The 13,710-nt window shown below is 54.9% G+C and carries 14 protein-coding genes; 12 read left to right on the top strand and 2 right to left on the bottom strand.

The window, feature by feature from the left end:
* Positions 1-253: 253 nt before the first annotated feature.
* The 8 genes from BQ17_RS00435 (at position 254) to BQ17_RS21215 (ending at position 4,048) form a co-directional block, all read left to right on the top strand.
* Positions 254-484 (top strand): CopG family transcriptional regulator, encoded by a 231-nt coding sequence (locus tag BQ17_RS00435; RefSeq protein ID WP_089723789.1) that lies wholly within the window; start codon positions 254-256, stop codon positions 482-484.
* Positions 484-879: a type II toxin-antitoxin system VapC family toxin gene (locus tag BQ17_RS00430; protein ID WP_089723788.1), complete on the top strand. Its 396-nt coding sequence runs from the start codon at positions 484-486 to the stop codon at positions 877-879. The genes BQ17_RS00435 and BQ17_RS00430 overlap by 1 nt, the downstream gene beginning before the upstream one ends.
* 57 nt (positions 880-936) lie before the next feature.
* Complete coding sequence (locus tag BQ17_RS00425; protein WP_218067983.1) at positions 937-1,593, top strand: JAB domain-containing protein; 657 nt, start codon at positions 937-939, stop codon at positions 1,591-1,593.
* A 261-nt stretch (positions 1,594-1,854) separates the two neighbouring features.
* Complete coding sequence (locus BQ17_RS00420) at positions 1,855-2,040, top strand: four helix bundle protein (RefSeq protein WP_256091423.1); 186 nt, start codon at positions 1,855-1,857, stop codon at positions 2,038-2,040.
* A 41-nt stretch (positions 2,041-2,081) separates the two neighbouring features.
* Entirely contained in the window at positions 2,082-2,411 is a 330-nt protein-coding gene (locus BQ17_RS00415; protein WP_089723790.1) for a calcium-binding protein, read from the top strand.
* 104 nt (positions 2,412-2,515) lie between these two features.
* On the top strand, positions 2,516-3,172 hold the full coding sequence (locus BQ17_RS00410) for a JAB domain-containing protein (protein ID WP_165741918.1): 657 nt from the start codon (positions 2,516-2,518) through the stop codon (positions 3,170-3,172).
* Positions 3,173-3,405: 233 nt separating this feature from the next.
* Entirely contained in the window at positions 3,406-3,879 is a 474-nt protein-coding gene (locus tag BQ17_RS00405; protein WP_089723785.1) for a type II toxin-antitoxin system VapC family toxin, read from the top strand.
* Between the two features lies 1 nt (position 3,880).
* Entirely contained in the window at positions 3,881-4,048 is a 168-nt protein-coding gene (locus tag BQ17_RS21215) for a hypothetical protein (protein WP_165741915.1), read from the top strand.
* 138 nt (positions 4,049-4,186) lie between these two features.
* Here the strand turns inward: BQ17_RS21215 and BQ17_RS00400 are convergent, their stop codons facing one another.
* On the bottom strand, positions 4,187-5,533 hold the full coding sequence (locus tag BQ17_RS00400) for a Fic family protein (RefSeq protein WP_089723784.1): 1,347 nt from the start codon (positions 5,531-5,533) through the stop codon (positions 4,187-4,189).
* Between the two features lie 526 nt (positions 5,534-6,059).
* On the opposite strand from BQ17_RS00400, the gene BQ17_RS00395 reads away from it, so the two are divergent.
* Positions 6,060-8,441, top strand: a complete 2,382-nt coding sequence (locus tag BQ17_RS00395; protein ID WP_089723783.1) for a nitric oxide reductase activation protein NorD — start codon at positions 6,060-6,062, stop codon at positions 8,439-8,441.
* Between the two features lie 104 nt (positions 8,442-8,545).
* Positions 8,546-8,980, top strand: a complete 435-nt coding sequence (locus tag BQ17_RS00390) for a DUF29 domain-containing protein (protein WP_089723782.1) — start codon at positions 8,546-8,548, stop codon at positions 8,978-8,980.
* A gap of 566 nt (positions 8,981-9,546) precedes the next feature.
* On the opposite strand, the gene BQ17_RS00385 is transcribed toward BQ17_RS00390, so the two are convergent.
* The gene (locus tag BQ17_RS00385; protein WP_141699015.1) at positions 9,547-11,244 is read right to left on the bottom strand and encodes a DUF8728 domain-containing protein; all 1,698 of its coding nucleotides are present in this window, start codon (positions 11,242-11,244) and stop codon (positions 9,547-9,549) included.
* A gap of 410 nt (positions 11,245-11,654) precedes the next feature.
* On the opposite strand from BQ17_RS00385, the gene BQ17_RS00380 reads away from it, so the two are divergent.
* Both BQ17_RS00380 and BQ17_RS00375 read left to right on the top strand, forming a co-directional pair.
* Complete coding sequence (locus tag BQ17_RS00380; protein ID WP_089723780.1) at positions 11,655-13,262, top strand: peptidoglycan D,D-transpeptidase FtsI family protein; 1,608 nt, start codon at positions 11,655-11,657, stop codon at positions 13,260-13,262.
* A 113-nt stretch (positions 13,263-13,375) separates the two neighbouring features.
* Entirely contained in the window at positions 13,376-13,606 is a 231-nt protein-coding gene (locus tag BQ17_RS00375; RefSeq protein WP_089723779.1) for a hypothetical protein, read from the top strand.
* Positions 13,607-13,710 lie beyond the last annotated feature (104 nt).

Here is a 13,710-nt window from a genome sequence, read left to right as displayed (position 1 = left end):
CCCGATGTGAGTCTTTAAAAATCAATCGGTTATATTGGAACATGAGGCCGATACGGTGGTCGTTGACCAGAAAACAAAGGGTTAGACGCCAAATGGTCCTCGTAACATACTGATTTTAAAGAATTTTACAAAGGGAACAACTCTAATATATTGCGTCTCTTTGACAACAGAGTTGCAACACCACCTTTTCAGTGTTGACTGTGACTGGCCGACACATATAATTAAACATATATTGTTTGTGAGGACGCCAGTTATGGGTCAAGTAACGATTTATTTGGAAGAGGATACAGAGCGGAAAATGGTTGCTGCGGCAAAATCCGCCCAATTATCAAAGAGTAAGTGGATCGCAAAGCTAATTCAAGAAAAGGTCGCAAATGAATGGCCTCGATCTATAGTAGAGTTGGTCGGGGCATGGGAGGATTTTCCGGATATAGATGATATTCGGTCAGATCAAGGAAAAGATACTAACCGCGAGAAGCTGTAATGTATGTCATTGATACAAATACATTAATCTATTTCTTCAAAGGAATTGGAAATGTTCCAAAAAGGTTTTTTGAGGTGTCCCCGAAAGAAATTGCGATTCCATCGATAGTATTGTATGAACTAGAGTATGGAATTGCAAAATCAACTTCTCCCGGAAAAAGGCAAGCTCAACTAAAAGAATTATGTTCATTGGTTGAGATACTACCTTTTGGGGATGAAGAGGCACGTTTATCAGCTGCGATTCGAGCGAATTTAGAAAAGAAAGGTACGCCAATAGGTGCTCATGATATATTGATTGCAGGCACTGCTTTGGCTAATCAAGGGATTTTGGTTACCAATAATACAAAAGAGTTTTCAAGGGTATCCAAATTAAAATTAGAGAATTGGTACAAATAAAAAATCTAACAATAGCGTTCAGCCGACCTACCTCCGCAATGTTTTGTTTATGACGGAATGCCACAAGCCTCGCCCCGCCACTATGGGCAGCTGACGCCAGGCGTTAACCCTGCTATAAAAGGACTCGCAATGGAAGTCAAATTAAGTAAACAACAAAAAGTCACCGTAAAGGGTTCAGAAGACATTTACCTGATCATGCGCCAGATTCTCCGTAGAGAGAATAAAATTGGTCAAGGTCAGGAACACTTCTGGATGGTGGGTTTGAATCAAGCGAACAAGATCCTCTATATCGAGTTGGTCGCTCTGGGTTCTGCCAACATGGCGCACATCAACCCCAGAGAAGCCTTCCGCATGGCGATTTACAAGCTCGCCGTTCAGGTGATTATGGTCCATAACCATCTCGGTGGGAATGTGACGCCTTCCTACGAAGATCAGGACCTCACCGACCATTTTATTCAGGCAGGCAAATTCCTCAAGGTCGAAGTGATCGATCATTTAATCATCAGCGATGAAACCTATCATAGCTTTGTCGATTCGGGAATCTTCAAGAAGCTTCAGGTAAGTGAACGATGGATTTTGCCTTATAAACTCAAGGAGAGATACAGGAGTGAAGGTAAGATTGAAGTAGCAAAGGCAATGAAGCAAAAAGAGATCAGCATAACAATTATTGCTGAAACTTCAGGGCTTTCAATCGAAGAGATTGAAAAACTATAAGGCCGAAACCGGCTGGTCAAGGAAAAGGGACCAGGCCCAATTGACGGGTCGTTTTTCACAGATCATTCGCCTAACATTCGGCTGCAGGCGACCCAATGCCGCAGTCCGGCTCCTCCGCAACTTTCAAGCTCAGTGCCACGCGGCATTGGGCGCCTGAGCCAAGCCGATAGCTGGCGACTGGTAGCCCCGCCAGCTGCCAGTCGCCAGCTACCAGCGATGGGAGATTACCGACAACTCAGCATCTAGGCGAAGGCCCATCAGCTGGTGCTGCTTGTCTACCAAGAAACGCAACGGTTCCCAGCTGATGAGTGGTTTGGTTTGATAAGCCAAATGCGAAGGGCGGCGACATCCATTCCCTCAAACATCGCGGAAGGTAGTGGCCGAGGCAGCGACCAGGATTTTGCCCGCTTCGCGAGAATTGCTGCGGGCTCGACAAATGAAATATAACCACGACTATGCAGAATGAAGATAGGGAAGAGCGCATAACGATGGAGATCATCGTTGATGCTTATGGCCCAGAGGAACAAGCCATGGGTTGGTATTATTACCTTGAAGATCAACTTGATTTTCCATTTGCTGCTATTTGCACTGGGAAACGTGCAATATCTCCGCTGAAAGTTAAAGATGAGGTTGATGTTATTGGAATGGCCCCTGAAGAGGAGTGCAACAAAGAAATGTTTGTTACAATTCGGTGGGAAAAAGATAGTTTAGCTATTCCACTGTCTCAACTCACTCCTATTAGTGATACATCACAACAGACTATTCAAGCTATAGAGGATTGGCATTATTGGGTGCGGATGGGGTATCAATTTGGATAATGTCAAGCCCAACAACACCTTCGATAGGGACCTCAGCGATGCTGTGCGCCCCTCGGCCCCTCAAAGTGAAAGTGAGCGTTAGGCGTTCTATAAAAGGCCCCGCAATGGAAGTCAAATTAAGCAAGCAACAAAAAGTCACCGTAAACAGCGCGGAGGATATTTATCTGATCATGCGCCAAATTCTCCGTAGAGAGAATAAAATTGGTCAAGGTCAGGAGCACTTCTGGATGGTGGGCTTAAATCAAGCGAACAAGATCCTCTATATCGAGTTGGTCGCTCTGGGGTCTTCCAATATGGCGAACATCAACCCCAGAGAAGCCTTCCGAATGGCGATTTACAAGCTGGCCGTTCAGGTTATCATGGTCCATAACCACCCCGGTGGGAATGTGACGCCTTCAATCGAAGATCAGGATCTCACCGATCATTTTATTCAGGCGGGAAAATTCCTCAAGGTCGAAGTGATCGATCATCTCATCATCAGCGATGAAACCTATTATAGCTTTGTCGATTCGGGGATCTTCAAGAAACTTCAGGCAAGCGAACGATGGATTTTACCTTATAAACTCAAGAAGAGGATCAGGAATGAGGGTAAAGAAGAAGGATTAAAGGCGGGTAAGGAGGAAGGGCTTTATCTGGGGGAGAAAATTGGGGAGGAGAAAGGAAAAAAAGAAATGGCAAAGGTAATGAAGCAAGAAAAAGTCAGTATAACGATTATTGCTAAAGCTTCAGGACTTTCAATCGAAGAGATTAAAGAACTATAAGGCTAAAATCGGATGACAGATGTATTCAGTTAAGATTATAAAAGGACACCCATCTTGTTTGGAAGGGAAAAGGGGCCAGGCTCAATTGATGGGTCGTTTTTTATAGCTCATTCGCCTGACATTCGGCTGCAAGCGACCCAATGCCGCGGTTTGGCTCCTCAGCGACTTTCAAGCTCAGTGCCACGCGGTATTGGGCGTCTGAGCCATGCCGTGAGTAACAGAAAACACATAAAATGAAGCAGAAAGTGTACCTTGAGACATCTATTATAAGCTATTACACAGCACGGCCGAGTCGTGACCTCGTTATTGCTGCGTGGCAGGAGATTACACGTGAGATATGGCCGATGCTTCAGGATAAATTCGACATTTACATTTCTGCCCTTGTTATACAAGAAGCATCTCGGGGAGATAAAGAAGCCGCAAAGAAACGTTTGAGCGCGATTTCTGAGTTTACTGTCCTGGAAATCACACCGCAAGTTCAAGAGGTTGCTGCTTTTCTGATTGCTCAAAATGCTATTCCTGCCGAGGCCGAAGAAGACGCTCTACACATTGCTGTAGCCAGTCTAAATGGTATGGAGTTCCTGTTAACCTGGAATTTCAGTCATATCAATAACGCCTTCAAGAAATCGAACATTATCAGGTCAATTGAAAACCAGGGCTTTATATCTCCAGAGATTTGTTCGCCGGAAGAATTTATAGGAGACTGACGTGAAAGATCCCATCGTTGAAGAAGTTCGAAAGGCACGACAAGACCATGCGCGAGAATTCAATCATGATCTTTCTGCAATTTGCAAAGACCTGAAAAGAATCGAAAGAGAATGGGGGCATAAAGTTGTATCTCTGCCACCAAGGCTGCTGACAAAAGGCTCAAGCTGACCACCAAAAGCGCCGCTTTGCTCTGCTTTTGGCAGCAGCTTAGCCAAGCTGATAGCCGGCGACTGGTAGCTGGCGACTGGCGACCGATAGCTGGCGACCGGAAGCCGTCTGGTGGGCACAGCCCACTACGGGTCCACCTCAATTACCCAACTGATCCCGCAGCGTTGGAGAGCTAAGAAAAACAAATGAACGCCCCATTTTCCGCTTTACCAGGATTCCGCGCTCGACCAATTCCAGTAGATCGGTCCGGGCCGTTTGATAGACCACGTTATGGCTCTGCCGGTGTCCTTCGATTGTGTAGCGTGCCCCTGGATGCCCAAGCGCGTGGCGGATCAGTGCGACCTGACGGTGATTGAAGGCGGCTTGCAGCTGCTCGGATGAGCGCAACAGCGATTCGGTTTCATGCAGGGCTTCGGCCTTGCGGCCTAGATAGGCCTGGAGCGCGTCGATCGCTTCGGCAATGACCGTTAGCTGGTGAATGACGAAATAGGTGACATCGCTGTCGTCCGTTTCGGTGAACAGGTAGGAACGGTTGTATTGGGCCTGGGCCTGTTTCAGCACCCTGGAAATCGAGACGAATTCCAGGAGCCGATAGCCGCGGGATAGGGCGGACCAATAGAAGAGTGCCCGGGCGACTCGGCCGTTGCCGTCGACGAATGGGTGGTCGTAGGCAAGCGCAAAGTGCAAGAGAATTGCGCGGATGATCGGATGCACGAAAGGCTCGCCGTCGGCCTCGTTAGCGAATCGACACAGCAGGGCCAGGCGTTCGGGGAGCTCATCGGCGGTGGGGGGTAGGTGCAGGACGCGGTTGTCGCGATGATCGACTACCTCGATGCGCTCGTGCGGGTGTCTCAACCGGCCCGCGGCGGAAGGATCGTCCAGGGTGTCCTGGGTCAAGACGCGCTGCAGATCGAGGATTGTTTCCGGCGTCAGGGGTTCGCGAATGCGCTCGGAGATCGAACGCATGGCGTGGAAGTTGTTGCAGATCATCTGCTCGCTCTGGTCCCGCGGCCGTCGCCCTCGGCGCAGCATTTCCTTGGCCACGTGCCGGGTTGTGGAGGCGCCTTCCAACTGGCTGGAGGTGATAGCCTCCTCGACCAGGGAGCTGACCAGGTAGGTATCGCGGGTCTCGGAATTGGCGATCGGGGCTTCGAGACGGATCTGGCCGGATGCATCTCGATCGATGCGATGGAGCCGGCTGAGGATCGGATCGGCGAGCACGAATCGGAATGGGCGATCCGCTTTGTCCTGGAGCGGGAGCGGCTTGTAGAGCAAGCGGCGGGCACTCTTGACGGCGAACCACCAATCCGCGTGGGAGAACCCCGCGGGAGGGGTCTTGTGGCGGAGCTCGTCCCAATGCAGATAATGTCCACCCGGAGCCGGGCCGATGGAGGCGCTGAGCAGCCGTCGCAGATGCTCGGCGCCGGTCCCTACGACCGAGCGGCCGAGCTTGTCGTAATCGGGGGGGGGTAGAGGGATCTTCATGCGTGTCGCATCATGACATTTTGGGTAGCAATCCTAGATTATTTGGCGCTGTTTGGGGGACCGGGCGTATTGGGTTACGGCGCGTTCAACGGTATTTGTGTCCTTCGGGATCGGGCAGCGCGCCTAACCCAACCTACACGCAAAGCGAAATCCGCGCGTACAGGCCGCGCTGGGGGGCATGTGGGTGTAGGTTGCGTTAAGACGCTGGCACTGACTTGGCAGACGATCAGCGAGCCTTGGTGCGTCGAACGCAACACGTCCTTGCGTGACCGAATTACTAATTTGACATCAATTAGTAGTATATTAGTACAAAGAGAAGGGCTTGTTCCAGGCGTCGCTAACGCAACCTACACTTGACGCGGGGTCCGTGCGGGCAGGCCGCGCGGGGGTAATGGGGGCGTAGGTTGCGTTAAGACGCCGGCACTGACCTGGCAAACGATCAGTGTGCCTTGGTGCGTCGCAACGCAACACGTCCGGTCCTCTAAACAGCGCCGAACAATTCAGGATTACTTTTGAGGCAAAACCAATGACCATCGATTTCTCCGCATACGTCACCGGTCTCAACACCGAGCCGGGGCACGAGCATCGCCAGGCGCTCGAATCGAGCTATCACGAGGCGGCCCGGGTCATGTCCCCCCAAGGACTCGATCACTACCTCACGGGTATGAAGGCCATGGGCACCCTGAATAAAGGGGAGGATCTGATCCTCACCTATGTCCAGGAGATGCCCGGCGTGGCCAAGGAGTTGGGGGAGGACGTCATCCCCGATATCGTCAGTGCCCTGATGAAGCTCGCTTCCCACACCTCGGGGACCGTGGTCACCTTGATGATGACTAACATGCCCTTGGCTGCGACTCGACTCGGCGATGCCGATGTGATGCGGAGTTACCTCAAGCTGCTCCATCAGCTCGCCGGCAAGGCCCCGCGAGGGCTGCGTCCCATGATGGAGAATATGGACGAGCTGCTCTCCAAGCTCACACTGGGGGGATTGCGCCGTTGGGCCCTGTGGGGTGCCCAGGCCCATCAGCGGGATCTGGACGGGCAGATGGCCTACTTCGGCCTCAAGACGGAGTCATCCCGAGCCGTGCTCCAAAAGGAGCGCCGCGGGACCTTGTTCGTCGATAACCAGCGCAAGCTCAATTTCTATCTCCGCGCCCTCTGGGCCCGCGCCTTCTTCATGCGCCCTACCTCCGGCGACTATGAGACCCGCCAGGGCCTCAAGCCCTTCATCGAAGACTTCCAGATCCATCTGCCGGACGCCTTCGACCCCTTCCGCGGCATCTCAGGGCTGGAGGTCTACCGGGCCAGCGCCGCCCACTGCGCGGCCCACATGGTCTATACCCGCCAGCCGCTCAGCGCCGAGCAGCTGAGTCCGGCCCAGATGAAGCTCATCGAGCTGTTCGAGGATGCCCGGGTCGAGCATCTGGCGATCCGCGATTTCCCCGGGCTGCGTAAGCTGTGGCTCGGCTTCTTCACGGCCCCCATGACCCCGGACGAAGAATTCGTCGAGCTCCACCCCATGATGGATCGAATGATACGCCTGGCCATCGCCTTGCTCGATCCCCACTACCGGGACGAAGAACCCCTGATCAACGATACGGCCTCCGATTTTCGCCGCCAACTCGAGGTCCGCGCCGATGACAACCAGCTCAGCTGGGATGCGGGGATCACCTTCTACAACAAGGTTATCCAGCAGGTCGCCTTACCCAATCTGCGGGTTATGGAGAGTTGGCCTATCCCCTACCGGGACGACAACCGATATCTCTGGGCATTCACCGAGAACATGTTCCTGGAGTCGGGGCTGGACTATCTGCCCGAACACAAACAGCAGATACGCAAGTATGTCTCCGCGGTGGAGATGGCCAACGAGGTGGATTGTGAGCTGGCCGGTGACGACGCCCAGGAGGTCTGGATCTGCGCCACCGAATTCTTCCCCTACGAGGACGAGGGTATCAGCTACAACCGGATGTGGGGCAAGGAGCCGGTCTCCGCTCCCTATCACTATCAGGAGTGGGACTATCATGTCCAGCTCTTCCGCCCGGACTGGGCCACGGTCATCGAACGCCGCCAGGGTAAGGACGACCCCGAACGCATGGACGAGATCCTCACCAAGTACAAGCCCATCGCCAGCCGCATCCGCCGCTTGATCGACGCCCTGCAGCCCCAAGGCATCGTGCGCCGGCGCGGTTACGAGGAGGGCGAGGAGCTGGATCTCAACGCCGCGGTGCGGGCCATGATCGACATCCGGCGCGGCATCATGCCGGATCCGCGCATCAATATCCGCATCGACCGCCACATCCGCGACCTGTCCATCCTGGTGCTCATGGATCTCTCCGAGTCCACCAACGAGAAGATCGGCGTGCAGGAGGGCGAGCCGGAGTACGACACGGCCCCCTCGATCCTGGATCTTACCCGGGAGTCCACCGGCCTGCTGGCCTGGGCCATCGACGCCATCGGCGACAACTTCGCCGTCCATGGCTTCGCCTCCGATGGCCGCCACGACGTCCAGTACTACCGCTTCAAGGACTTCGGTCAGCCCTATGACGATGAGGCCAAATCCCGCATGGCCGGCATGCAGGGCGGCCTCTCCACCCGCATGGGCGCGGCCTTGCGCCACGCCGGCTGGCACCTGACCCAGCAGGCGGCCCAGAAGCGGTTGGTGCTGCTCATCACCGACGGCGAGCCCGCCGACATCGATGAGCGCGATCCCCAATACCTGCGCCACGATACCAAGAAGGCGGTGGAAGACCTGGCCCGACAGGGGGTCTACACCTATTGCTTGACCCTGGATCCCAACGCCGACCGCTATGTGGCCCGGATCTTCGGAGAGAACAACTACTCCATCGTGGATCACCTAGAGCGGCTACCGGAGCGGTTGCCGGCGGTGTTTGCGGCCATTACCGGTTGACGTTCGTTGCAGCGGGGTTTTCCAGTCGGAATAAACGCTTCGGAACGGCACGGAAGCTATTCCCTGGAGGAGATTCTTGAACAGAAAATTGATAAGAGGCTCAAATGCAAGTTAAAAGCAATTACGATCGTGACATTATCCAATGGTCCAAACAGCAAGCACAGCTATTGCGTTACGGCAAGTTTTCAGATTTGGATATCGAGCATATCGCGGAGGAGATTGAGGACGTGGGCAAAAGTGAGCAACGTGAATTGTCTAACCGCATGGCCGTGTTGATTGCCCATTTATTGAAATGGAAATTACAACCGACCCAACACTGCAGTAGCTGGGAAAAAACCATCAAAGTCCAACGGCGTGATATCGAAAGAGCCCTGAAAAAAACACCCAGTTTGAAGGCCGACCTCGAAGACCCTGAGTGGTTTGAAAGTACTTGGGATAAGGCGTTGGTTATCTTTACCAACGAAACAAATCTCGATTGTCCTGAAGAGCCTATCTGGTCACTTGCCCAGATTCGCGATAACGAATTTTATCCAAGTTGAAGCTGGATTTTGATTTTTTAGACAGATTTCATCTGGCTCCCACGCTCCAGAGACTGTGAAAGTATTCGTTTTCCCCGAAAACGGTGGGGTGAAGCCACCATATTTCACACTAAATTCTGTCTCATGTGGGATTTAATAGAAGTATTTTCGGCCTAAAGTAGGATAATTGTGTTGTACTGTCCCTATGGCTTCGAAAATCCAGTGATACTTTCACAGTCTCTCCAGCGTGGGAGCAAGTCCGGACGCTCTAGCGTCATGAAACCTTGGCCGCTGGAGCGGCCACACATGCGTTCCCACGCTGGAGCGTGGGAACGAGAAAAAACTACGGATCACGCGAATCCGCGCGAAATTATCATCCCGAACCGAAGGGAGGGATCTTGTTCACGCCGATGCGCGCGCTTCGTCGTTTTCTCTTTCGGGTTCCGACCCACCACCACCAGCGGCCAACAGCTAACTTAATGGCATTGCGTCTTAAGCGGCTCAAACGCGAGCCGATTTCGACGATTTGCGTTAATTGGCGTTCATTTGCGGCAAAAATGATTCCCAGGTTATCGGTACTGTAGAAATCAACCGCCTGATTCCGGGTGCGAAATCCAGGTCGGCTGGGTCTCATTGTCGGGTGAATAGCTACCGATGTGAAAAGGCATGGGAGCGTACCACCCGTTGATGATGCGGGCGCGCAGAAAATCGGTTAAGGGTTGGGCAAATTGGCTGGATTTCCTCACGAAATACTGCAAGTCATAGTACCACTTATCCACTTTGCTGGTGCCGATGTAGGAATACTCATCCCACCTCGGGTCCCCCGCCCACGCGGTATGGTCACCAAGGGGGCCTTGGGTGGTGATCCAGGAATGGTCTTTATCGCTTCCCTTGATCACGAGATCGGCCTGCCATCGAAAGAAATAATCGACTAAGGCATCTTGTTTGCGGGTGCGCGCGATAAAGGTATCGTTGAGGCCGATGACATCGAGCCAAACGGCGCCCGTGAAGTAGGGTATTACGCCTGCATCACCAAAGGCGATGCGTACATTCTCGATCTGTGGAAAAGTGGAGAGCGTTTTCGCTATGCGATACTCTTCCTGCATGAGCCAACTGCTTCTCTCCGATGGATAGGGGTAAATCAACAGTCTTTTCACATTGCCGTATATTTTCGTCGAGTATTTGCTTCCAAATGCGAGCATGAAGGCGACTACAAGCACGGGGAAGAGTACGGCACGTTCCTTTATCCAGTTCTCAATCTCCCCCATGGCAGTCGTGAACACAGGGATGCTGGAGTAAATCAGTACCGGCACCAGGGGGTACATGAAGCGGCTACCGACATCCATATGGGTATCGGTTTTGATGAAGAAGACGGCATAGCTCAGCATGAGACCCAGTCCCAACAGGACTGACAACTTGTCCGAACGTCCATGTCTGTCGTGATGCGAGAGGCAGAACAGAAGGCTTACGCAAAAGACTGCCGACAGCAGGGTATGGGTCGAGAGGAAATGATACACACTGACCAGACCGATTTTACTGATGACGGCTCCGGTGGCGACCTTGATGTAAAACGAATTCGGCAGCAATTGTTCGAAATGAAGGGCCTTCCATCCAAGATAGACCCCGCCGAGTATGAGCAGGATAAGCAGGCTGGGGGTGAGGCTTGCAAACCTGTGCAGCTGTTTCTTGCGGACCAGGATAATGCCGTACACGAACGCCATGACGAAATAGAGTAGTGCCGCCTCCGGGCGCAGCAAGATCGCGAGCATGGTAAAAATACCCAGCAACACCGAGTTGGTCGTGTCTTGGGAACGGAGAAACTCAACGGCGAAATGGAAGGCAACCAACAGGACGAGCGCGTATACCACTGTCTCGAGCCCGGTAAGACAGAGCGCGCTTGTCGAGGGAGCCAGAAGGATTAAGCTCGCGATCATGATCGCAGTCGGCGTTGTGGCGCCGTAGCGGCGCTTTGCCCGTGCGAATAGAATCACCGCCATGCCGAATACGCTGAAATAACTCAGGAGGCGTGTGACGAGCAGAGGGTCATAGCCGAGGTCGATGAATGGAGCCAGGAAGATAACCAGGAGGAAATTGGTGTAGCCCTCCGTCGGCGCCATTCCGGGATTCCAGGTTATACCATGGCCGTCGGCCAGATTCTTGGCATAGCGGTAGGTGATGAAGGCATCGTCGAAGACATGATCCCATTTCTGAACCATGTCGGCAGTGAACCCCAGTAGCAGAGGAATGCCGACGATCATCAGCGTCAGCATGACCCTTCTATTCATGTTTCCTGTCCTGTGTCTTTTCGAGTGGGCGTAGGAATGGAAAACGCTGTGAAGTTTAAACCACAGAGAACACAGAGGACACCGAGAAGGGAACCGATCAATTCTCTGTGTGCTCTGTGTCCTCTGTGGTTCAAAATCAAGGCGAATGCAGATCCTCATCGAGCCCCGTAGGAAAGGAAAACGCTAACAGCGGGATGCGCTCCGCTTTCTCGCCCTACTTTTGGCGACACCCTTCCGGGGAGAGCCCCGTAGGTGTCGCAAAGCCCCTCTCTCGCCGGGAGAGGGGTTGGGGAGAGGGGGATCAAGCGATGGTCCTCGGTATTTGCCATGTCCGACTTGACTTTGTGCACACACAAAAAATTCACGCCTCATCGGTCTGAGGCGAAGCCTCGCTAGATACGGGCGTAAGTGTGACCCCGCCAGATCCACCCCAGCTTTTCGGCGCTATCGTCGGCTCCGATGCCTGGCCGATCCTGCGCATCGGGCTGCAAGGCGCGTTCTTCTTGACGCTGGTCTACCTCATCAAGCTCGGCTTCGATTTGCGTGGTCTCACGGAGCTGCGGCACCTTGGCCGGTCCAAACGGTCTTTTCGCATCTTCTTCATCGCCCTGACCATTCTGTTTTCCTGCGTGCTCCTCTACCAGGCGACCTGGCAACTGACCGGCTTGTTCCGGCCGCAGTTCCTCGCCTTTATGCAGACCTACGACCGCCGTCAGTTCAACCCCGCCCACCGCATCCGGCGCGGGCGGATCCTGGATCGTCGCGGTGAGGTGCTGGCCTTCAGCGAAAGGCGAGGGGACCAGGTTTTTCGCCGCTATCCCTATGGACCCGCGTTCGCCCACGTGGTGGGTTACAGTGATGCCAAGTTCGGCACTAGTGGTCTGGAGGCGGCCGCCAATGCCCATCTGAACGGAGCGACGGTGGATAGTCTGCCGGCCTGGGGTGAGCTGGGACACCGGCTATTGACCCGCGACCGGAACCCCCGTGGTCAAGACCTTGCGCTCACCCTGGATACCGAGCTACAGCTCCTGGCGGCGCAACGGCTCGACGGCAAACGGGGGGCGGTAGTGCTTCTGGACCCAAGAGATGGTGCGGTCCGGGTGCTGGTCAGCACGCCGGCCTTCGATCCGAACCGAATAAGCGCCGGCCTGTTCCGGACCAGTCAGCCCGAGACACCCCTGTTGAACCGGGCGACCCAGGGGCTCTATCCACCCGGCTCCACATTCAAGATTCTCACCGCCGCCCTGGCCGTGGAAAAGGGATTTAAGGGGACGCTCCCTTGTCCGGCGGATGGCTATGCTACGTCCTCACGCTACCGCAAGATCCGGGACCACGAATACTATGCCGCACGCAGATCGGGAAGGGTCTGGAAGGGCCATGGCAACCTCGGCCTGGCTACCGCCCTGGCCAAGTCGTCCAACGTGTTCTTCGCCCAACTCGGGGTCGGCTATGGTCATGCCGCCTTCTCCCGCAACCTCGAGCGCTTCCGCTTTAATCGCCGGATCGACCTGTACCGAAGCCCCTACGGCGCCTGGACCATGAACACCGGCCGCATACCCGAAATCGCGACCTCCGACCAGTATGGCCTGGCGCAGGCGTCCATCGGTCAGGGGAAAATCCTGGTGACCCCGGCGCACATGGCCCTGATCGTGGCGGCGGTCGCCAATCGGGGGCTGGCAATGGGCCCCCGCCTGGTGGCGACCGATCCCCCCGTCCGGCTCGCCCGTTTCATGTCCGCCGCCGGGGCCCGGCGGCTCGCGGGGATGCTGCGCAAGGTGGTTACCCAAGGCACGGGACGGAGTATCGACGGCGAGGGACCGCCCATCGCGGGCAAGACCGGGACGGCACAGAATCCCCAAGGCGCGGCCCATAGCTGGTTCGTCGGCTTTGCCCCGGCGAACCGTCCTGCCCTGGCGGTGGCGGTGATGGTGGAGCACGGCGGTTACGGGTCGAAGACCGCGGCCCCCATCGCCCGTGATCTGCTGGTACGGGCGCACGCGCTGGGGGCGTTGCAGTGACGGCGGCGTCCACCGGGGGGACCGGCGTGTGGGAGCTACGGCGGCTGGAGCGGCAATTGCTGGCCGGTTGCCTGCTCCTGGTCGCACTGGGCTTTCTATGATGGTACTGGCTGATGGTACTGGGCGCAGGTCTTGCGGCGGGCCGCCGGTTCGGACTGTTGGATCTCCTACCCCTGCTCACCTATGCGGCGAGCCTGTTAGTGATCCATCTGACCCTGGTGCTGTTCCGATTCCGTGGTGATCAGCTGTTGCCGGTCGTGGCGGCTTTTCTGTCCGGGCTTGGGCTCCTCGCCCAGTACCGGCTGGGCGCCTTCGAGGGTGCGCAGGCGCCCATCGGAGCCTAGGTATACTGCCACACGGCACAATCCGAACTTTTGAATTTCCCCCTCACCCCGGCCCTCTCCCGGAGGGAGAGGGAGTGAAATGCGCAGATTGTGCCGTGTGGCAG

The organism is Candidatus Thiosymbion oneisti (assembly GCF_900092655.1).
Lineage (GTDB): Bacteria > Pseudomonadota > Gammaproteobacteria > Chromatiales > Chromatiaceae > Thiosymbion > Thiosymbion oneisti.
Note: the sequence above shows the minus strand (reverse complement) of the source record. Positions and strands in the feature narration are given on the sequence as shown.